This is a genomic window from Bacillus sp. SRI_025 (assembly GCF_057592095.1).
Genome location: NZ_JBYEGB010000006.1, coordinates 152,259 through 172,838, shown reverse-complemented (window position 1 = coordinate 172,838; position 20,580 = coordinate 152,259). Strand labels below are relative to the sequence as shown.

Below are 20,580 nucleotides of genomic sequence, written 5' to 3'. Positions count from 1 at the left end.
TCAAAAAAATAAGATCATACTTACAGAGGAGTTAATCGGATGAATATTAAAACATTTGCTGTAGAACATTGGATGAATTTATACGAGCAAGAGGCCGTTTATAATATCGCGGAAACATGTGTTGAATCTTTCACTGTAAATGAGTTGATTGGAATCGACGGCTCAAATCCGGCAGATTTTTTCAATGAAGTCGGAAAGAAAAAATTAACATACGGACATATTGAAGGATCTCCAGAGTTTAAAAGCTTAGTATCTGGCCTGTATGAGACAGTTGAAGCTGATAATGTACTTGTCATGAATGGAGCAATTGGTGCAAACTTCTTAGTGCTCTATTCTCTTATTGAGCCAGGAGATCATGTAATTGCTGTACACCCAACATACCAGCAGTTATATGATGTGCCTGCTTCATTTGGCGCGAATGTAGATCTGCTGCCATTGAGACCAGAAAATAACTTCCTGCCGGATCTAAACGAATTAAAGTCTCTGATTAACGAAAAAACAAAATTGATTATTATCAACAATCCGAATAATCCTTCAGGTGCTATTATTGAGAGAGAAATGCTTGAAGAAATTGTAGAAATTGCACGCTCAAGTGATGCTTACTTGCTGTGCGACGAAGTATACAGAAACCTATTACAGGAAGATAACCTTGTTGTGCCATCTGTTGCTGATTTATATGAAAAAGGAATCAGTACATCAAGTATGTCAAAAGTATTTTCATTAGCCGGATTGCGCCTTGGCTGGATTGCAGGTCCAAGTGATGTGATCGCTGAATGCATAAAACACCCTGATTACACAACAATCAGCTGTGGTGTGCTTGACGATATGTTAGCCGTTCATGCTCTTAAAAACTACGACAAAGTCCTAGGGAGGAGCCGCAAAATTATCAAAGATAATCTGGCTATTTTAGATGAGTGGGTTCAAAACGAACCTTCAATCTCCTACGTAAAGCCACGTGCAGGCACAACATCTATGCTGAAATACGATTACCCTGTTTCATCAGAAGAATTTTGCGTTGACCTATTTAAAACGAATGGCACATTCTTAACGCCAGGTTCTTGCTTTGATATGGAAGGTTACGTTCGTATCGGTTACGCATGTTCAACAGATGTATTAAAAGCAGGTCTTGAGAAATTCTCTGAATATTTGCGTACCCTTAAAGTAAATAGCTGATTAACAACCATTAAGATAGATATTTGGAATATCTGATCGTACAAAAAACCGAACTGCCAATAATGGTTAGTTCGGTTTTTTTTTGTAAAGTTAAAAGATATTTAAAAACCTCATCTTGTCAGATTATCTCACATCATTAATTTCAATAGTTACCATAAATAAGTTAAAATTTTCAGTTAATTATTTTCGTGTTATTCTACACCTGCAACAGAGGAAAGGTAGAGGTGTAAAAAGCTTAAGGGGGGAGATTTTATGAGCAACAACTGGAGTTCCTTAGTTGAGAACATGAGTGATTATTTAGCACCTAGCATGGCCAAAGATCATCCAAACTTACCTGTGGTAAAAGAAGAAGGTTGTTATTACTACGGGCTGGATGGGAAAACCTATTTAGATTTTACTTCCGGGATTGCAGTAGCTAATACAGGACATCGCCATCCTAAAATCGTACAAAGTATCAAGGATGCAGCAGATCAATTAACTCATGGCCCTTCGGGAGTCATTATGTATGAATCTATTTTAAAGCTGGCCAAATCTCTAGGTGAAATTCTGCCAGGAGATTTAAATTGTTTTTTCTTTGCCAATAGTGGCGCTGAAGCAATTGAGGGAGCTTTAAAATTGGCTAAATATGCAACAAAGAGACCTTATGCTATTTCTTTTACGGGGTGCTTTCATGGCCGTTCTTTAGGTGCTTTAAGCGTATCAACATCAAAAAGTAAATATAGAAAATATATAAATCCGTCTCACCTGACTTATCATCTGCCTTACGCTAATATGCAGGCATGCCCCGAAGGTAAAGACCCAGAAACTTTCTGCATTAACGAATTAGAAAAACATTTTGAAGAATTATTTAAACACCAAGTGACACCTGAAGAAGTAGCCTGCGTCATATTAGAACCTGTATTGGGAGAAGGCGGCTACATCATCCCTCCTAAAGGGTGGCTGAAAAAGATCCGCGAAATATGCGATCAGCATGGTATACTGCTTATTTTTGATGAAGTACAAACTGGCTTTGGACGCACAGGAGAGTGGTTTGCTGCTCAGACATTTGAAGTCACCCCAGACATTATGGCTATCGCTAAAGGAATAGCTTCTGGTCTACCTTTAAGTGCCACAGTAGCTTCAAAAGAACTGATGAGCAAATGGCCTGCTGGAAGTCATGGAACAACGTTCGGTGGAAATCCAATTGCCTGTTCGGTAGCGTTGACCACTCTTGAAATAATGAAAGAAGAAAGATTACTAGATAATGCAAAAGTGGTTGGTCAATATGCTGCTGAAAAACTAAAACAAATGAAAAAAAATCACCCGGTCATTGGAGAGATACGCTCGGTAGGCTTAATGATTGGAATTGAAATGATAAACCCAAAAACAAAAAAACCCGATGGAAGCGCCGTCATGAAGATTTTAGATTATTCCCTTGAGCAGGGAGTTCTCTTTTACTTATGCGGTAACGAAGGAGAAGTGATTAGAATGATCCCTCCTCTGACCGTCACAAAAGAACAGATTGACGATGGGCTTTCAAAATTAGAAAAGGCATTGCACCAATTTGAGAAAGAATTTTAAGTAGAAGCCGTTTCGAGTATTCACCGCTATTCTATGTACGACTCTTTTTTTCATATTTAATGATATCATTATTTGATGAAAGACTAATTTATTGAAAAAAAGCACTGCGGCGCTATGTCCTCAGTGCTTTTCATTTCTCTTATGATACTTGCTGTTCTACCTTCACTCGTTTAATGAAGAAAGCAATAATCAATCCAATGACGGTCATGATCACGGCAAAGATAAATGCATGCTGGACACCATTTGTAAAGGCGAGCAGCTGATTCACCGGATTTGCGGGATCAGATACATTTTCCATAAAGCTGCGAGCTCCTGATGAAAGGATCGAGATACCGATCGCAGTACCAATGGCTCCTGACACTTGCTGCAAGGTATTCATAATCGCTGTACCATGCGGATATAGCTCTGGCGGAAGCTGATTTAATCCATTGGTTTGAGCAGGCATCATGATCATCGCGATTCCGATCATTAAGGTAATATGAAGAGTTACAATGAATCCAATCGACGTATTCACACTTAGATTCGTAAAGCCAAACATCGTCGCTGCGACAATGACAAGACCTGGAATGACAAGCCATTTTGGACCAAATTTATCAAATAGACCACCCATGATTGGAGATAGCAGTCCGTTGATAATTCCACCTGGCAATAGCATTAAACCTGCTGTAAATGTAGAAAGCGCCAAGGACGTTTGCAGATACAATGGCAAAATCATCATAGCAGACAGCATTACCATCATACACACTAAAATCAGAAGTAACCCAATGACAAACATCGGATATTTAAACGGGCTTAAGTTCAGCATTGGTTCTTTCATGTTTAGCTGTCTTAAAGAGAACACGAGAATCCCTATGACACCAACTACAATTGCAACGATGACATGCATACTGCTCCAGCCGCCGCCTTCACCGGCACTGCTAAATCCATATACAATTCCTCCGAAACCAATGGTTGAAAGCACAATCGATAGAATGTCGATTTTCGGTCTTGTTGGTTCTGTAATATTTTGCATAAAGATAAAACCAAAAACAAGTGCAGCCATTAATAAAGGAAGTGAAATCCAGAAAATCCAATGCCAAGTCAACGATTTCAAAATAAGACCAGAGACTGTCGGGCCGACAGCTGGTGCAAACATAATCACAAGACCAATAATCCCCATTGATCGGCCTCGTTTATGAGGCGGGATGATGACCAAAATCGTATTAAACATCAATGGCAGAAGCAATGCTGTACCGACTGCCTGCACGACACGTGCTACCATTAAAATACTAAAGACCGGTGCAACCGCCGCAATAAATGTTCCGATGATCGAAAAGACGAGCGACGTAATGAAAAGCTGCCTTGTCGTAAACCATTGAAGAATGAGTCCTGAAATCGGCACGAGAATACCAAGTGTTAATAAATATCCTGTTGTCAGCCACTGAGCAGTCGTCGCTTCAATTCCAAAGTCTAACGTTAAACTTCTCAGCGCCATGTTTAATGCCGTTTCACTGAACAGGCCAATAAATCCAGCTGTGATAAAAGAAATAATAATGGGCAGCGTTCGAATTTCAGAAGCTGCTGCTTGCTGTTTGTTCATATTAAGTTGGCTCCTTTTCTTTTTCAATTTAGATGAACCTTAGGAAGTCAGGGTGGTCAGAAATGAGCCACTTTCATGTCTATTGAAAGACGGATAAAATCTGTTTTTCTGCAGCAAATCGAGCAATTTTGTCGATCGAATAGCCAGATTCATGTATATAAAACATGAGCTCAGGCGTCATTGGAGAAGACATACATAACGTTGTCAGTTCTATATCCTGTATATTCGCTTCTCCCTTTTCTCTCGCTTCTTCAAGCAATTCACGAATGATTTGTCTGAGTGATTGACTGTAATGACTATCATACACTTTACTTGTCTGCTCTAAATTCCCAGAGATTGTGAGCATCCGAATCCAGTCTAAATGGTGACCGACGATCAGATGAATTTCTTCGAGAACATAGCGTAAACGTTCACGAACCGGCTGATCACTTATTTTGCTCAAGTAAAGATGCAAAGCTGGGATCAGCTGTTCAAATCTCTCCCCAAGGATAGAAAGGCATAGATCACTTTTATTGGCGTAGCGGCGGTATAGAGTGCCCTGTCCAACACCAGCTGTTTTCGCAATTTTATGCATGCTGACATTTTCTACACCAAATTCTTGAAACAAGGAGAATGCGATCTCTTCAATTTCCTCACCAATATCCTTTTCCACCATACACACCTTCTTTACCTTCATCCACATGACACTCATCTCTATGTGTTAAATCAAAACACTTTAGGTTTTTCTTAGGACAATTGTCCCGATATTATCTTACGGACAACTGTCCGCATTGTCAATCATTATTTTTTACTTATGATCCTTCTTTCAATTCTATTAAATGATGCACACAGTTTATCATTATTTAGACCGATTTTCCCTTTTGAAAGAATCATGTATGATCAATTAAGAAAGCGCTTCCATAAAAGGAGAGGAGAATGCGAATATGTACCGTATGAAACGAATGTTGATGCTGGTTGTCACTGGATTAGTCTTGAGTTTGTCCACATTTACTGTGGGTGCCTCGGCACAAACGGGTGGATCGTTTTATGAAACTTTTAATAACTATAATACGGGGTTATGGCAAAAAGCCGATGGATACTCGAATGGAAACATGTTTAACTGTACGTGGCGTGCAAATAATGTGTCTATGACCTCAGCAGGTGAAATGCGTTTATCGCTCACAAGTCCCTCCTATAACAAGTTTGACTGCGGAGAAAACCGCTCCGTTCAAACGTACGGCTATGGGCTATATGAAGTCAACATGAAGCCAGCTAAAAATGTTGGGATCGTCTCTTCTTTCTTCACTTATACGGGACCGACTGATGGCACGCCTTGGGATGAGATTGACATTGAATTTCTAGGAAAAGATACGACAAAGGTACAGTTTAACTACTATACCAATGGTGTAGGAAATCATGAAAAGATTGTCAACCTTGGTTTCGATGCAGCGAACTCTTATCACACGTATGCATTTGACTGGCAGCCAAACTCCATCAAATGGTATGTCGATGGACAATTAAAGCATACCGCCACCACACAAATTCCTCAAACACCAGGGAAAATTATGATGAACCTGTGGAATGGTGCAGGTGTCGATGAATGGCTCGGCTCCTACAACGGTGTTACCCCGCTCCACGCACATTATAACTGGGTTCGTTACACAAAAAGATAACTCTATCAAAAAAACCTGTGACTTGTCACAGGTTTTTCTTCGTTTAATTTGAACTAGTTTTCAGCTGATGAGCGAGTTTTTTCTCATGATTGTGGATAATATCTTCATAACTTTCTATTTTGAAATCCAATCGTTTAATGGTCTCTTCGATTTCCTTTTGTTTTTGGACAAGTCTTTCTCGTTCATTGACCAAAATGTTTTTTCGCGAAGATAACGTATGATCATCATCCTCAAAAAATAAGGCTGTATATTCTCTAAGCGCATCAATCGAGAGCCCAGCATTTCTCATACACTTGATAAATTCAATCCATTGAAGATCATCCTCTGTATAATCACGAATCCCATGATCGTCACGTTTGATTTCCTTAATCAAACCAATATTTTCGTAATACCTAAGTGTCGCAGTGGATAAAGCGAGCTGTTTTGCTGCTTGTGCTATTTTCATTGTGCCCTCCCTCTTTCTCTTACATTCCGATCTCCCTTTCCTCATCATCTCCATTTTGAAAAAGAAAGCAAGATGCTTTTGGCTCAATTCTCGATTCAAGAATGTTGAATTCGTTATTACAGAAGGTTTTCTGTTGACTTATAGTTCACTTTAAGAAGTACAGTATAGAAGAAAGAATCGAATCTTATTTTTGAAAGGATGATCAAGAATGTGTCAGACGCACCAATCAAATGTTTTAAGTGTTTCACACGCAAAAGCGAATTTTGAACGGACGACCATTGAACGAAGAGCGCTTCGTCCACATGATATTTTAATTGATATTCAATTTAGCGGGATCTGTCATTCAGATATCCACAGCGCTTTTGATGAATGGGGCGGCGGTATTTTCCCAATGGTTCCTGGTCATGAGATTACTGGGGTCGTTGCAGCTGTAGGGGATGATGTGACGAAGTTTCAGATCGGTGACCGTGTAGGTGTTGGCTGCTTTGTGGATTCCTGCGGCACCTGTGAATATTGTCAAAATGGAGACGAGCAGTATTGCACAAAAGGGGTCGTCCAAACATATAACAGCCGTGACTATGACGGGGAACCGACTTATGGCGGCTACAGTCAAAAAATTGTCGTGACTGAACGATTTGTCGTCAGCATTCCTGATCAACTGCCTCTTGATGCCGCAAGCCCTCTTCTCTGTGCTGGCATTACAACTTATTCTCCATTAAAGCACTGGAAGGCAGGCCCTGGCAAAAAGGTTGCTATCGTCGGAATGGGTGGACTCGGCCATGTCGCCATTCAATTCGCGAGTGCTCTGGGCGCTGATGTGACGGTATTGAGCCGCTCTTTAAATAAAAAAGAAGAAGCACTATCATTTGGCGCAAAAGACTATTTTGCTACAAGTGATCCTGAAACGTTTCAGACACTAGCCGGTCAGTATGACCTCATTCTCAATACGGTTTCTGCCAACATTAATGTGGATGCCTATCTGTCCTTACTCCGTGTAGATGGAACCTTGGTAAACGTCGGTGCACCGCCTAAGCCGGATCAATTCCACGTCTTTTCATTAATTTCCGGCCGTCGCAGCATTGCTGGTTCACTCGTTGGCGGCATCCAAGAAACACAAGAAATGCTCGATTTCGCAGCGGCTCACAACATCGCACCACAAATTGAAGTGATTAACGCGAATCAAGTTGATGAAGCGTATGAACGTGTGCTGAAAAGTGATGTGCGTTACCGGTTTGTGATTGATATTGCTACGTTGTGATTGCTATTTGTTTTAAGAGACTAGCCTGATTGGCTGGTCTTTTGTTATGTTTCAACCTTTTCCTTTTACACAGGTGTATGCAATGGACATTTCACAGCAAAAATCCTCTGAAATTCGCACAAAAAATATTGACATAAAAATAAAAAACATGTTATTATTAAAAATTTGGTTATTACACCTTCATTTGTGATACCCTTATAGTAGATACAATTTATGGAGGTGGATGAAATGTTTCAAATTGGTGATAACATTGTTTATCCAATGCACGGAACAGGCATAATTGAAGCCATAGAAGAAAAGAAATTTTCTGCCGAGACAGAAGAGTATTATGTCATTAAGATGTCCGTCAGCCAGATGAAAGTGATGATTCCAACAAAGAAAATGTCAGGGTCAAATATAAGAGCAGTTACGAATATACTTGCCATCAAGAACATTATCCACATTTTTCAGAATGGAACCTCAGATACATTATTGTCCTGGAAAGAAAGGTATAAAATCAATACAAACAAAATCAAAACAGGCGATATCCAAGAAGGCGCTGAAGTTGTACGTGACCTCTTGCGAATGAAAAAAGAAAAACCACTCAATTCAAGCGAAAAGAAAATGCTGGATGATGCTTATGAGTATTTGATTAGTGAACTGGAAGTCATCGAAGGAATTACCGAAAAACAGATTAAGAGCTTTTCTTAAAAATTTATACCACTTTTTTACTCCCACCTTCTCCCTCATTTGTTGAACATTCTCTACGAATAGCTCCACGCCCTGTCACTTTGAAAAGAAAAAGAAATTATTTAGGAAAATTCCGCATATTGTCAATCCAGTATGTTATACTAAACTAACCTTTGAAGCATGAAATTTTTACGAATACCTTGTACCATCTCCCTACTTGTACGTTGAGTAGGGTTTTTTCATGCAAAAAAACAGGCTCTCCGTAGAGAACCTGTTTTAAAAGAATGAAGATTAAGCAATTTTTTGAACGTTAGCAGCTTGAGCTCCACGAGAACCTTGCTCTACGTCAAATGATACTTTTTGACCTTCGTCTAAAGATTTGAATCCGTCGCCTTGGATAGCTGAGAAATGTACGAATACATCGTCGCCTTCTTCACGTTCGATAAATCCAAAACCTTTTTCTGCGTTAAACCATTTTACTGTACCTTGTTCCATGATTGTTGCCTCCTCGTGCGTTTACCACACAATGTATTATACTATCCTTGCCCAAAGTACCCTCAAGACGAAAAGTCAATCTTCATACTATCCTTTACGCCGAACAAAAATAATTACTTTTCATTATAGCATGAATCGGTAATAATTGCAATTTGTTGATTAGAAGAAACATAAGTACATCATTAGACAGGGGGATGATGGTAAAAGGTATAGACATGTTAATCATAAAGCTTGAATTCTATAATAAGTTGTACCTTACTAAAGACTTTCCAACTCAAGTCTATTTAACCAATTATCGACTAATGAGTTAAATACATCGGGTTGTTCAATTTGTAGGTTGTGACCAGCCATATCAAGCACCGCAAAAGTGGCTCTTGGATAATCTTCGATGAGCCGCCATGCATCGTGGTATCCGACTACATTGTCCTGGCGCCCTGTGATAATGAGCGTTGGATACTTAAGATCAGTTGAAATATCGAAGGTAAAACCATATCCATTTTGATGAATGTTGTTGATGAAATCATGATTTGTTTGTTTAGAAGGAAGTAAAATTTCATCTCGAAACCTCTCCCATTCCGTTTTTCCTTGCACAACTATCATAGAGCAAAATTCATCTACCTCCTCTGAAGACAATTGTGATATGAAGCTGCTGTCACTTTTTAAAACCGCCGCCTCTGGTACGACTCTTTCATTGAATTCTGGTATAGTCATGGGCGCCACAAGCAGTAATCCACGAACGGTTTCCTGACGTGAACGAACGATACCTCTGGCGATGTACCCTCCATATGAATAACCACAAACAATAAACTGTTCATCAGGGATAATCTCGTCCAAAAGACACAATATCGCTTCTAGCACATCATCAGAGTTCTGAATAGACGGATGTGGCTTTGAACGTCCCATACCTGGTAAATCTATGTATATTCTCTTCCAACCGCTTCGTTTTTCGAATACCGGTTCCAATGCGTGTAACATTACCTGATGGTCAAGAGTCCAACCATGCAATATCACGATCGGATACCCTTCTCCAATGACTTTATGGTAAATTGACATGTTTTTATTTCCCCTTTCCTACTCTTCAATATTTTATCACAATTTTAGAAAAATTCTTTTTTCACTAAACTTGTTATCATCGTAAACTATCATATATAACTGTTCAAACTAATTAGAAAGCACAAAAAAACCAAAGGTCTACAACCTTTGGTTTCTTAGATGCGGCCGAGAGGACTTGAACCTCCACGGGTTATTCACCCACTAGGCCCTCAACCTAGCGCGTCTGCCATTCCGCCACGACCGCGTGTATGATGTGCTCATATATTCATAAGTGCACTGTTTGAAAAAACAATGCGGGTGAAGGGACTTGAACCCCCACGTCATAAAGACACTAGATCCTAAGTCTAGCGCGTCTGCCAATTCCGCCACACCCGCGTGACAATGGTGAGCCATGAAGGACTCGAACCTTCGACCCTCTGATTAAAAGTCAGATGCTCTACCAACTGAGCTAATGGCTCATCTGCTATGCAGAAAAACATATATAAAAAATGGCTGGGCTAGCTGGATTCGAACCAACGCATGACGGAGTCAAAGTCCGTTGCCTTACCGCTTGGCTATAGCCCAACGAATCAAAAAACAAAACATGACCCGTACGGGATTCGAACCCGTGTTACCGCCGTGAAAGGGCGGTGTCTTAACCGCTTGACCAACGGGCCATACAATAATGGCGGAGAAGGAGGGATTTGAACCCTCGCGCCGCTCGCGCGACCTACACCCTTAGCAGGGGCGCCTCTTCAGCCACTTGAGTACTTCTCCATTATGGCTCCGCAGGTAGGACTCGAACCTACGACCGATCGGTTAACAGCCGATAGCTCTACCACTGAGCTACTGCGGAATAATAAGACATGTTTCATTATATCTATGCCAGAAAAATGTGTCAAGAATTTTTAAGTGTTTCATTCCTGTCTCATTAGCGACGGCTTTTATAATTTAACATATACTAATATAACAGTCAAGCCTTTCTTCCTTCCTTTTTGTTTTCTGTTTAGACATGACAGAAAGACCCCGACCTCTAACTGAAAGACCAAGGCCTTCTTGCTGCTGTGATCCCTATGAGTTTATGACAGCTTATACTTCCGCATCCACTTGTAAAAGGTGCTTCTTGGCACCCCTGCTGACTTCGCTGCTTCTGACACATGACCTTTTGTTTTGTGCAGTGCTTCTATCACCGTTTGCTTTTGAATGCGTTCCCTTAGCGTGAGTTCTTTTGGATTCTCGGTATATTCTGGTAGATGCAACTTCTGCTTTTTCTGATCCATCGCCTCTAAAACCGCCGCATATTGCGATTCACCAATCCTTCCTCCTTTAGGAAATAGTACCCTTATATGTTCAAACAGATTAAAAAGCTCTCGTATGTTTCCTGGCCAGTGGTACGCTTCTAGCTTACGAAAAAAAGATTCAGGAAATGTCGCATTCCATTGGTGTTTCCTTTGGTAATAACGATATAAATCAACAATGTCTTCTTTTCTTTCTCTAAGCGGCGGAATGTTGATTGGATAGACATGAAGACGGTAATACAAATCTTCACGTATTTTTCCTTCCTTCAGCAGTACGTTCATATTACGGTGTGTCGCTGTTATGATTCTAATATCCAAAGGGATTTCGTGTGTCCCGCCGAGCGGTACGACTTTTCTTTCTTCAATGACCCTAAGAAGCGCCACTTGCATCGCATAAGGGATTTCGCCAATTTCGTCTAAAAAGAGAGTTCCTTTCTGCGCCTGTTCAAATTTCCCCTTTGCTCCATGACGTTTTGCCCCTGTAAAAGCTCCTTCAGCATAACCAAATAGTTCGCTTTCTAACAGGCTTTCTGGTATGGCTCCACAATTAACGGCAATAAACGGTCCTTTATGTCTTTCACTAGCTAAGTGAATCGCTCGAGCGGCCAGTTCTTTCCCTGTACCTGTTTCTCCCCAAATATATACATTTACATCTGTTTGTGCCGCTCGTTTCAATTCGCTGAGCGTCTGCTGAAATACTGTACTTGTTCCAGATTCCCCGGGAAATTGAGCAAAAGAAACGGTGATATTGCTCTTCTCTGCTTCTTCAAGAGAAAAAGACATCCCAAGCAGCTCTCCGTCTTGTTCTGACTGAATGAGACGCTTGTCTCGTGTAACAAATGTATCAGCCATGAGCAGTTCAACATCCATTCCGTACCAGTCTGAAAACCGATCTCTAATCGGTTTGCTTGCCGAAACAATCTGCTTTTTCTCATTACAGACAACATACGGCTCGTCCGCTTCTACCTGCTGGAGACAATGACTGACCAGCTCCATCTCTTTCCTTTTTTGCTGGACCTGAATTTCTCTCTCTATGGCATATGCAACTGTTGAAGCCATGCCAAGCATAAAAGGATGCCTTTGATTCGCCATACAGGAGATATCAATGACTCCTATGATCGTGCCGTCTGCGTCACGAATAGGGGCCGCTGAACAACTCCAATGGTGGGAAGCGACTGAAAAATGCTCAGTTCCGTTGATCGCTACAGCTTCCCCAATGACCAGTGCCGTTCCAATAGCGTTCGTCCCCACATCGGCTTCGGTCCAGCGCGCGCCCTCCATAAAATTTATTTTTTTCGCTTCTACCAGTGTCCTTTGGCTTCCTGTCAGACTTAGCACATAGCCATCTGCATCGATGAGTAAGGCCATCATGTCCGATTCTTTTAATTGCTGACTAATTTTATTTAAGTAAGGAAGAGCGGCATTTAGGAATAGTGAGTACTTCTTTTTTTGTATACTGAATAATTCCTTTTCTAACAACGACTGTCCTTTATCTAAATACGGGTTCACATTTGCCTGTTTACATCTGTGCCATGACTCCATCACTCTCTTATCCAGACGAGACCTATCAAGTAAACCTTCACGAACAAAACGTTTCCAAGTATTTAAATAACAAGGCGTCGGATTCATTCCATCCTCTCCTCTGGGGGCTTTTTATCCATTATAGATAATTATAAAAGCGCTTTCAATTATTGACTGACCCAGGAATTCATTCGGATAAAATGTTTCTCTATTAGCAGTGCACCGCTCGTCCAGTTGTTTGCAGCAAGGCTTCGTGTATCGCCTCAGAGAGTGTCGGATGTGCCGCAATAAACTGCTCTAATGTATCAGCTGTCAACTCTGTATGCATCATCACTGCCGCTTGTCCAATTAGTTCTGTGGCATTTGGCCCGATAATGGATACACCTAAAATTTCTTGATATTCCGGTTCGACAATGACCTTCACTTGACCAGCTGGCTGATTTAAAATGAGTGCTTTTCCATTTGCAGAAAATGCGAATTTCCCTAGCCGAATCTCCCCATATTGTTTTCTAGCACTCTCTTCATTTAAACCGACACTCGCGATTTCTGGAGACGTGTAGATGCACCTTGGAATCACTTGTTCATTGACCTTTACATCTTCACCTGATGCATGTGATGCCGCAATCGTTCCTTCATGAAAAGCAGCATGAGCAAGCTGAACACCGCCTGTCACATCACCGCACGCATAGATATGCGGGAGATTGGTTTGCATATGCTCATTGACGCAGATGCCGTTTCTGTCAAATTCTATGCCGACCTGCTCAAGATTCAGCTCTCCCAGCCTCGGCTTTCTGCCAATGGCGACTAAACAATGATTGGCCTTGATGTCACAGCGCTCTCCATGTTCCTTCTCAACCACCACTTTTTTTGAGATGGCATCAAGCTGTTTGACTGCTGCTGATGTCAAAATCTCCACACCAGCTTTTTGAAGCTGATCGTGAAGACAGTTAGCGGTATCGTGATCTTCTTCAGGTAAAATGTGTGCTGCCTGTTCAACCATGACAACCTTTGATCCCATTCTGCTAAAGATGCTTGCAAACTCACAGCCGATCACTCCTCCGCCAATGATACAAAGCGAATCTGGTATTGAAGGGAGCGTCATCGCATCCTTACTATCAATGATCCACTCTCTATCAAATGGGGCGAAAGGTAAAGCAGCAGGTTCTGATCCTGAAGCAATAATGATTTGTCTTGCTTGAATGATGTCTGATTTCCCTTCACTTTCTATCAATAGCTCATGTGCCGAAAGAAATGATGCTTTCCCATTTAACACGGTGATTTTGTTTTTATTCATCAAATAACGAACGCCATCAGTCAGCTGCTTGACGACTGACCGCTTCCGCTTTTGAACAGCTTCCCAATGAATGATAGGCTCCTTTTCTGAAAGCTCAATTCCAAAATGTTCTGCTGATTTCACATGCTCGTACATATCGGCGCTTTGCAAAAGAGCTTTCGTTGGAATACAGCCTTCATTCAGGCAGGTACCTCCTAACAGGCCTTGGTCGATTAGTACAACCTCTCTGTCAAAACGGGCGGCTGTTATTGCCGCCACATATCCTGCTGGCCCGCCTCCTATAATGACTAGCGTCATGGTCATTTCACCTTCTTCCTATAAAAGAATGGATACTGGTTTTTCTAAATAGGCTTTAACAGTTGATAAAAATTGTGATGCCGGCGCCCCGTCCAGCACGCGATGGTCAAATGTCAGACTGAGTGGCAGGATCGTCCCTTTACATAATTCATTCCCCTGATAAACAGGCATGTGATCCGCTTTTCCAACGCCAAGAATACCTGCTTCCGGCGGATTCAAAATCGGGGTAAAATGTTCCACACCATAGGCACCTAGGTTAGTGATTGTAAAGGTAGAGCCTTCAATTTCATCGTGGAGAAGTTTGCCTTCACGTGCTTTTTTGCCATACGATTTGATACTCTTCGCCAGTTCAATAAGTGAAAGCTTTTCCGCATGCCGAATAACAGGTACTGCCAGCCCGTGATCTAAAGCAGCAGCGATTCCAAGATGTACATGCTCAAAAGTTTCGACTCTATCATGTTGATATTGACTGTTCATTGCAGGGTGCTCTAGCAGGGAAAGAATCACTGCTTTGGCTACAAAATCGGTTATGGTTAATTTAGTGCCGTGTTGTGCTGCGGCCGTTTCGTTCAGCTGAGACTGCAATTCTGTAAGTTTCGTTACATCCGCTTTCATCGTAATTGTTAATTGTGCGCTTGTTTGCAGGCTTTCCATCATTCGTGAGGCAATGGTTTTCCGCATCATGCTGACTGGCTGATGCTTTGGTTCATTGTGTTGTTTCTCTTTTTCATCAGGAAGTGCCCGAAGCACATCCGCTTTCGTGATTCTCCCATCTGGTCCTGTTCCCACAAGTGTATGAATGTCCAGATTTGCGCTTTGAGCAATTTTACGTGCAACAGGGGATATTTTCTTTCTCTCTTTCTTTGGTTTTGGCTGCATGTTTTTTTCTTTCTTTTCCTCCACCTGTTCGTTTCCTTCACCGATATAGCAGATGACCGTGCCAGGCGGTACACCTTCCCCCTCAGACACTTTTATATCCAATATCGTCCCTTCAGCAGGTGATTCGATCTCCATTTCTATTTTTTCAGAGTTGATGCTTGCTATGCTTTCTCCTTTATTCACGGTCTCTCCGATCTCTTTATTCCAGACAGATACCGTTCCTTCTTTCATTGACATGCCCAATTTCGGCATCACAACCTCGACAGCCATCTCCCTCTCTCCTTTCTTTAGTTCAAGATCTTGTCATGACTTTTTCCAACCATCTCTAAGACAGTGTTCACAACCTTATCAGGTGTCGGCAAATAGATATCTTCAAGCGGTGGTGAAAATGGGACCGGTGTATGAGGAGCCGTCACTTTTTTGATTGGTGCGTCGAGTAAATCGAATCCTTTATCCGCAACCAGAGAAGAAATATCTGCGGCAATTCCGCATCTTGGATTTGCTTCATCCACAATGACAAGCCGATTTGTTTTCTCTACTGAAGTCAGAATGGCCTCTTCATCGAGCGGCGACAAGCTTCTAGGATCAATCACCTCTGCTTCAATTCCTTGCGCAGCTAATTGCTCTGCTGCTTCGAGTGCTGTATGAACTTGTTTGCCTACTGCAAAAATGGTCACATCTGATCCTTCTCTTTTCACATCTGCTTTACCAAGCGGCAACGTGTAATATCGCTCCGGAACATCTCCTGTGATATTGTAAAGCGTTTTGTCTTCAAAAAAGATGACAGGGTCCTGATCCTCGATGGCTGCCAGCAGCAATCCTTTGGCATCGTATGGTGAAGAAGGCACCACCACTTTCAATCCAGGGATGCTTGTAAATAACGCATACAAGCTTTGCGAATGCTGAGCAGCTGCTCTAAAACCCGCTCCATGTGTCGTTCTGATTGTGATTGGCACCTCTGCTTTTCCGCCAAACATGTATCGAAATTTAGCCCCTTGATTCAGCACTTGGTCCAGACAGGTCCCGATAAAATCATTAAACATGAGCTCCGCAATTGGCCTTAGCCCTGTGGAAGCAGCTGCCATGGCCGCACCTACATAGCCAGCTTCACTAATCGGTGTGTCAAGGACTCGCTCACGTCCAAACTCCTGAACGATTCCTTTCGTTACACCGAGCACGCCGCCCCATGCTTCATCATCTTGTAAGTGATCTACATGAGCGCCTCCAGCAACATCTTCCCCCATTAAAATGACATCCTCGTCTCTTCTCATGGCAAGCTTAATCGCTTCATTCAATGCACTAGACATGCTGATTTCTCTTGTCATTTTCCTCTCCTCCTTCTGATTTATTGATACGAAACATACACGTCGGTCAATAATTCGGTCTGATCTGGATATTCACTTTCTTCACTGAATTGAACGGCTTCATCTATCGCTTCAGTTACTGCCGCTTCAATATTTGATAGCTCTCCATTCGTCAGCAGCTGCTGCTTGATCAATTCATTTTTAAAAAGAGTGATCGCATCCCTCTCTTCTTGATGTTCTGTTTTTTCTTGATTGGTTTTGTAACGCTGGGCGTCTCCTTCGAAATGGCCATAATTCCGATATGTCATGCATTCAATCAATGTCGGACCTTCTCCATTTTTCGCTCGTTCAATTGCTTGTTCTGCGGCTTGATAAACGGCCATCACATCTTTTCCATCTACCTGAATCCCGGGAATGTCATAACCGGCGGCTCGATCTACGATTGATTTGCAGCTTGAAGCATAGGAAAATGGTGTCGCTTCTCCGTACCCATTGTTTTCTGCGATGAAAATGACGGGCAGTTTCCAGATGGCCGCGAGATTGATTCCTTCGTGGAAAGTCCCTTGATTGTTTGCACCATCTCCAAAAAAGCAAACGCTTACATTTTCTGTCTTTTTATATTTGGCTGTGAGGGCTGCCCCGCACGCAAGAGGAAAGCCGCCTCCAACAATTCCGTTGGCACCAAGCATTCCTTTATCAAAATCTGCAATGTGCATGGATCCGCCTTTGCCTTTACAAAGACCTGTGGCTTTTCCATAGATTTCTGCCATCATTCCTTTTAGATCACAGCCCTTCGCTATACAATGGCCGTGGCCGCGGTGGGTACTTGTAATGCTGTCTTTTTCATTCAGATGTGCACAGACTCCTACGGCAACAGCTTCTTCGCCAGCATAAAGATGGACAAACCCCGGCAAGATTCCTTTTGTAAAAAGCGCGTGTACTCGATCTTCAAATTGGCGGATTTCCTGCATTTTTTGATACATCCATACGGCTTTTTCTTTAGACAATGCCATTTCCATTTGGTAAAACCTCCTATCCTTTTTTGCTTGCACTTCTATACAAGCAAAAATCGTGCCAACATGAAGATACATGAACACTTTGGCTTTGACCGAATCACACCGATGAAAAAAGAGACAAAATGAGACATGCGTCTCTTTTTGTCTCCATATGTCCACACATCTAATGGAACAAAAAAAGCATCCCCATAGAGGAATGCTTATCACAATGAATCGGTTGTACGCTGCCACTTTAATTTCCCTTTGCAGACGCCGCATACATAACGAGAGGTATCAAACCGTCTTTTCCTGATAAAAGACCGGCCGCATCCTGTGCAAATGTATTCATGGCGTTTCCCCGCACGCCGCTTCTTTTGTACAGTCTTAAGCGGTGTACAAAAACGCGGGGCTTCTACTTGTTTTAATAACGCTTTAAAATCACGGTCGCGATGCTGATAGCCCTTTCCCTCAAGATGCAGATGATAATGACACAGCTCATGCTTGATGATCCCGATTAATTCTTCTCGTCCATGCTCCTCTAGGTATCGGCGGTTCAGTTCGATATTGTGTGTACCAAGTAAATATCGCCCGCCTGTCGTTTTTAACCGGTCATTAAAAACAGCCTGATGGCGGAATGTCTTGCCAAAGAACTGCTGGGAAATGTGCTCTGTTAACTGCTGTAACTCTCTCTCGTTCAATCAAAATCGTTCCTTTCTATAAAAACCTCGAACGGGACAATTTCCCCTATGCATACATTGAAGATACACCCACTGTTTCGATCAAAGGAGGAATGGGCGATGCCCAACTGGCTGAAAAATCAGATGCAGAAGGCATTTTTTGAGAAAAATCATTATCAAATCAAATTGCTGAATCAATGCTGGTACTTTTATAGAAAAAAACATTCAGTCACATCAAGGCACACCCCATCCTAAGGTGCGCCTCGTTTTTTGTTTACTCTGGTTTCAGCATGGAGAGGGCAACGCGGCCTTTTGCCTGGTCAACCGAGTCCACCCAGACGGTCACAATGTCACCAACCGATACAACGTCAAGCGGATGCTTCACAAAACGATTGCTTAGTTTGGAAATATGCACAAGCCCATCCTGCTTTACGCCAATATCAACGAATGCGCCGAAGTCTACGACGTTTCTTACCGTTCCTTGCAGCTCCATTCCTTGCTTCAAGTCTTCCAATTTCAATACATCTGTTTTGAGCAGCGGTTTTGGTACTTCATCCCGCGGATCACGCTCAGGTCTTGTGAGCTGATCGATGATATCTTGAAGTGTAATTGTTCCAATATCTAGCTGTTCTGCTGCTTCGTCCAGTTTCACTTCAGCAATTTTCTCTTTTAACTGCTCTGTGCCAAGATCGTCTGGCGTCATGTTGATCATGCGTAAAAACTGTTTTGTTTCTTTATAGCTCTCTGGGTGAATGCCTGTACGGTCAAGCGGATCTTGTCCGTCTGTAATACGCAAGAAACCGATACACTGCTCATATGTTTTAGCACCGAGCCTTGGAATATCCTTCAATTCTTTTCTGCTTGTGAATCTCCCAATCTCTTCGCGCCTTTTGATGATATTCCCAGCGACGGCTTTTGAAAGGCCTGACACATATTGCAGCAGCGCCTGTGAGGCTGTATTGACGTTTACACCAACTTGGTTGACGACTGTTTCTACCACAAAGGTTAACGAGCTGTTTAATTGCTTCTGGCTGACGTCATGCTGGTATTGGCCCACACCAACAGACTTCGGATCAATTTTCACGAGCTCTGCTAAAGGATCTTGTAATCTTCTAGCGATTGAAATGGCGCTTCGTTCTTCAACTTGCAGATCTGGAAACTCTTCTCGCGCAAGTGCAGATGCGGAGTATACACTTGCTCCTGCTTCATTCACGATCAAATAGGACACCGGCTGATCCAGCTCTTGAATCAAGTCTGCAATGAATTGTTCTGTCTCTCTTGAGGCTGTTCCGTTTCCAATCGCAATGACTTCAATGTTTGATGATTGAATGATCTCTTTCACTTTTTGTTTCGCTTCCGCTTTTTTCTGTACAGGCGGATGCGGGTAAATGACGCCAATATGATGAACTTTTCCCGTATCATCCACGACGGCTAATTTGCAGCCTGTCCGAAATGCGGGGTCGACTCCAAGTACACGCTTCCCTTTCATCGGCGGCTGAAGCAGCAGTTTTCTTAAGTTTTCAGCAAAAATATGAATCGCTTGTTCCTCTGCTTTTTCTGTCAGCTCTTTTCGTATTTCTCGTTCGATGGAAGGCTGAATGAGACGTTTATATGCATCATCGATTGCTGCTTCAATAAACGGTCTCGCCGTCGTCTGTTTGCCTTTTAGAACTTGTTTGTCGAGATAGAAGCGAATATTTTCAGCAGGTGGTTCGATGGCTGCCTTTAAAATGCCCTCTTTCTCCCCGCGGTTGACCGCTAGTACACGGTGCGGGACAATCTTTTTGATTGGCTCTTGATAATCGTAATACATTTCATAGACGTTTTTCTCATCGCTTTCGACATCTTTTCCTGATGTGACCAGACTGCCCTTTTGGTACGTTTCACTGCGAATCCATTTTCGCATATCAGGATCATCTGCCAGTTGTTCAGCAATGATGTGCTGCGCACCCTCAAGTGCCTCTTCTACATTCGTCACTTCTTTTTCTTCATTCATAAAAGCAGCTGCCTTCTTCTCGATCTGATCGCTTGGCAGCGTGAGTAAATATTCCGCCAGCGGCTCCAGCCCTTTTGCTTTGGCTACATTCGCTTTTGTTTTGCGCTTTTGTTTGAATGGCCGGTATAAATCTTCGACCTCTTGCAGTTTATGAGCTTGTTCAATTTTCTGTTTTAATTCATCGGTTAGTTTGTCTTGTTCAGCAATTAAGCGAATGACTTCTTCTTTTCGATTCGTGACATTTTGGATATATGTATAGCGCTCTGAAATGGTTTGAATTTGCACCTCATCCAGTGAGCCTGTCTGCTCTTTCCGATAACGGGCAATAAACGGGACGGTGTTGCCATCCTCTAAAAGCTTGATCACACTTTCAATTTGTTTCGTTGAAAGCTTTAATTCTGTCGCAATTTGTTTCAATAAAAAGTCAGATGTCTTCATACTTTGCATCCTCTCACT

At 42.2% G+C, this 20,580-nt stretch carries 18 protein-coding genes and 7 tRNA genes; 6 read left to right on the top strand and 19 right to left on the bottom strand.

The features are described from left to right. The first annotated feature begins 39 nt into the window (after positions 1-39). Positions 40-1,173 (top strand): aminotransferase, encoded by a 1,134-nt coding sequence (locus AC20OE_RS16635; protein ID WP_487269025.1) that lies wholly within the window; start codon positions 40-42, stop codon positions 1,171-1,173. Positions 1,174-1,425: 252 nt separating this feature from the next. Then, a complete protein-coding gene (locus AC20OE_RS16630) occupies positions 1,426-2,733 on the top strand; it encodes an aspartate aminotransferase family protein (RefSeq protein ID WP_059376083.1) in 1,308 nt (435 codons plus the stop codon). Between the two features lie 139 nt (positions 2,734-2,872). Here the strand turns inward: AC20OE_RS16630 and AC20OE_RS16625 are convergent, their stop codons facing one another. Next, positions 2,873-4,312, bottom strand: coding sequence for a DHA2 family efflux MFS transporter permease subunit (locus tag AC20OE_RS16625; RefSeq protein WP_058837394.1), 1,440 nt, complete (start codon positions 4,310-4,312; stop codon positions 2,873-2,875). 79 nt (positions 4,313-4,391) lie between these two features. Continuing rightward, positions 4,392-4,988 (bottom strand): TetR/AcrR family transcriptional regulator, encoded by a 597-nt coding sequence (locus tag AC20OE_RS16620; protein ID WP_410559537.1) that lies wholly within the window; start codon positions 4,986-4,988, stop codon positions 4,392-4,394. A 247-nt stretch (positions 4,989-5,235) separates the two neighbouring features. On the opposite strand from AC20OE_RS16620, the gene bglS reads away from it, so the two are divergent. Further along, positions 5,236-5,964 carry a beta-glucanase gene (gene bglS / locus AC20OE_RS16615; RefSeq protein ID WP_440602284.1) on the top strand — a complete coding sequence of 243 codons (729 nt, stop codon included), beginning with the start codon at positions 5,236-5,238 and terminating at the stop codon, positions 5,962-5,964. Positions 5,965-6,007: 43 nt separating this feature from the next. Here bglS and AC20OE_RS16610 read toward each other — a convergent pair whose 3' ends face one another. After that, positions 6,008-6,409: a MerR family transcriptional regulator gene (locus tag AC20OE_RS16610; protein WP_366204454.1), complete on the bottom strand. Its 402-nt coding sequence runs from the start codon at positions 6,407-6,409 to the stop codon at positions 6,008-6,010. Positions 6,410-6,617: 208 nt separating this feature from the next. On the opposite strand from AC20OE_RS16610, the gene AC20OE_RS16605 reads away from it, so the two are divergent. Both AC20OE_RS16605 and AC20OE_RS16600 read left to right on the top strand, forming a co-directional pair. Further along, positions 6,618-7,667: an NAD(P)-dependent alcohol dehydrogenase gene (locus tag AC20OE_RS16605; protein ID WP_487269024.1), complete on the top strand. Its 1,050-nt coding sequence runs from the start codon at positions 6,618-6,620 to the stop codon at positions 7,665-7,667. Positions 7,668-7,895: 228 nt separating this feature from the next. Next, a complete protein-coding gene (locus AC20OE_RS16600; RefSeq protein ID WP_064498163.1) occupies positions 7,896-8,357 on the top strand; it encodes a CarD family transcriptional regulator in 462 nt (153 codons plus the stop codon). Between the two features lie 270 nt (positions 8,358-8,627). On the opposite strand, the gene cspC is transcribed toward AC20OE_RS16600, so the two are convergent. The 15 genes from cspC to AC20OE_RS16525 all read right to left on the bottom strand — a co-directional run bounded on the left by cspC (position 8,628) and on the right by AC20OE_RS16525 (position 18,149). Further along, complete coding sequence (gene cspC, locus AC20OE_RS16595) at positions 8,628-8,831, bottom strand: cold shock protein CspC (RefSeq protein ID WP_008346765.1); 204 nt, start codon at positions 8,829-8,831, stop codon at positions 8,628-8,630. Positions 8,832-9,089: 258 nt separating this feature from the next. Further along, positions 9,090-9,884, bottom strand: coding sequence for an alpha/beta fold hydrolase (locus tag AC20OE_RS16590; protein WP_039176737.1), 795 nt, complete (start codon positions 9,882-9,884; stop codon positions 9,090-9,092). 160 nt (positions 9,885-10,044) lie between these two features. Beyond that, positions 10,045-10,128 (bottom strand) — tRNA-Leu (locus AC20OE_RS16585). A gap of 48 nt (positions 10,129-10,176) precedes the next feature. Beyond that, positions 10,177-10,259, bottom strand: a tRNA-Leu gene (locus tag AC20OE_RS16580). Positions 10,260-10,266: 7 nt separating this feature from the next. Beyond that, a tRNA-Lys gene (locus tag AC20OE_RS16575) sits at positions 10,267-10,342 on the bottom strand. A 31-nt stretch (positions 10,343-10,373) separates the two neighbouring features. Further along, positions 10,374-10,448: transfer RNA gene (locus AC20OE_RS16570), tRNA-Gln, on the bottom strand. A gap of 20 nt (positions 10,449-10,468) precedes the next feature. Then, positions 10,469-10,540: transfer RNA gene (locus tag AC20OE_RS16565), tRNA-Glu, on the bottom strand. 9 nt (positions 10,541-10,549) lie between these two features. Continuing rightward, positions 10,550-10,640: transfer RNA gene (locus tag AC20OE_RS16560), tRNA-Ser, on the bottom strand. A gap of 4 nt (positions 10,641-10,644) precedes the next feature. Continuing rightward, positions 10,645-10,719: transfer RNA gene (locus tag AC20OE_RS16555), tRNA-Asn, on the bottom strand. Positions 10,720-10,942: 223 nt separating this feature from the next. Further along, positions 10,943-12,790, bottom strand: coding sequence for a sigma-54-dependent Fis family transcriptional regulator (locus AC20OE_RS16550; RefSeq protein WP_144495834.1), 1,848 nt, complete (start codon positions 12,788-12,790; stop codon positions 10,943-10,945). A 103-nt stretch (positions 12,791-12,893) separates the two neighbouring features. After that, complete coding sequence (gene lpdA, locus AC20OE_RS16545; RefSeq protein WP_487269023.1) at positions 12,894-14,273, bottom strand: dihydrolipoyl dehydrogenase; 1,380 nt, start codon at positions 14,271-14,273, stop codon at positions 12,894-12,896. Positions 14,274-14,291: 18 nt separating this feature from the next. Then, on the bottom strand, positions 14,292-15,422 hold the full coding sequence (locus AC20OE_RS16540; RefSeq protein WP_487269022.1) for a dihydrolipoamide acetyltransferase family protein: 1,131 nt from the start codon (positions 15,420-15,422) through the stop codon (positions 14,292-14,294). 17 nt (positions 15,423-15,439) lie between these two features. Next, positions 15,440-16,477, bottom strand: a complete 1,038-nt coding sequence (locus AC20OE_RS16535) for an alpha-ketoacid dehydrogenase subunit beta (RefSeq protein WP_008346887.1) — start codon at positions 16,475-16,477, stop codon at positions 15,440-15,442. A gap of 20 nt (positions 16,478-16,497) precedes the next feature. Further along, positions 16,498-17,475 (bottom strand): thiamine pyrophosphate-dependent dehydrogenase E1 component subunit alpha, encoded by a 978-nt coding sequence (locus AC20OE_RS16530; protein WP_268464244.1) that lies wholly within the window; start codon positions 17,473-17,475, stop codon positions 16,498-16,500. A gap of 200 nt (positions 17,476-17,675) precedes the next feature. Continuing rightward, positions 17,676-18,149: a SprT family protein gene (locus tag AC20OE_RS16525; RefSeq protein ID WP_144490937.1), complete on the bottom strand. Its 474-nt coding sequence runs from the start codon at positions 18,147-18,149 to the stop codon at positions 17,676-17,678. A gap of 99 nt (positions 18,150-18,248) precedes the next feature. On the opposite strand from AC20OE_RS16525, the gene cmpA reads away from it, so the two are divergent. After that, positions 18,249-18,383 (top strand): cortex morphogenetic protein CmpA, encoded by a 135-nt coding sequence (cmpA, locus tag AC20OE_RS16520; protein ID WP_095286213.1) that lies wholly within the window; start codon positions 18,249-18,251, stop codon positions 18,381-18,383. Positions 18,384-18,402: 19 nt separating this feature from the next. On the opposite strand, the gene AC20OE_RS16515 is transcribed toward cmpA, so the two are convergent. Further along, positions 18,403-20,562 carry a Tex family protein gene (locus AC20OE_RS16515; protein WP_039176721.1) on the bottom strand — a complete coding sequence of 720 codons (2,160 nt, stop codon included), beginning with the start codon at positions 20,560-20,562 and terminating at the stop codon, positions 18,403-18,405. Positions 20,563-20,580 lie beyond the last annotated feature (18 nt).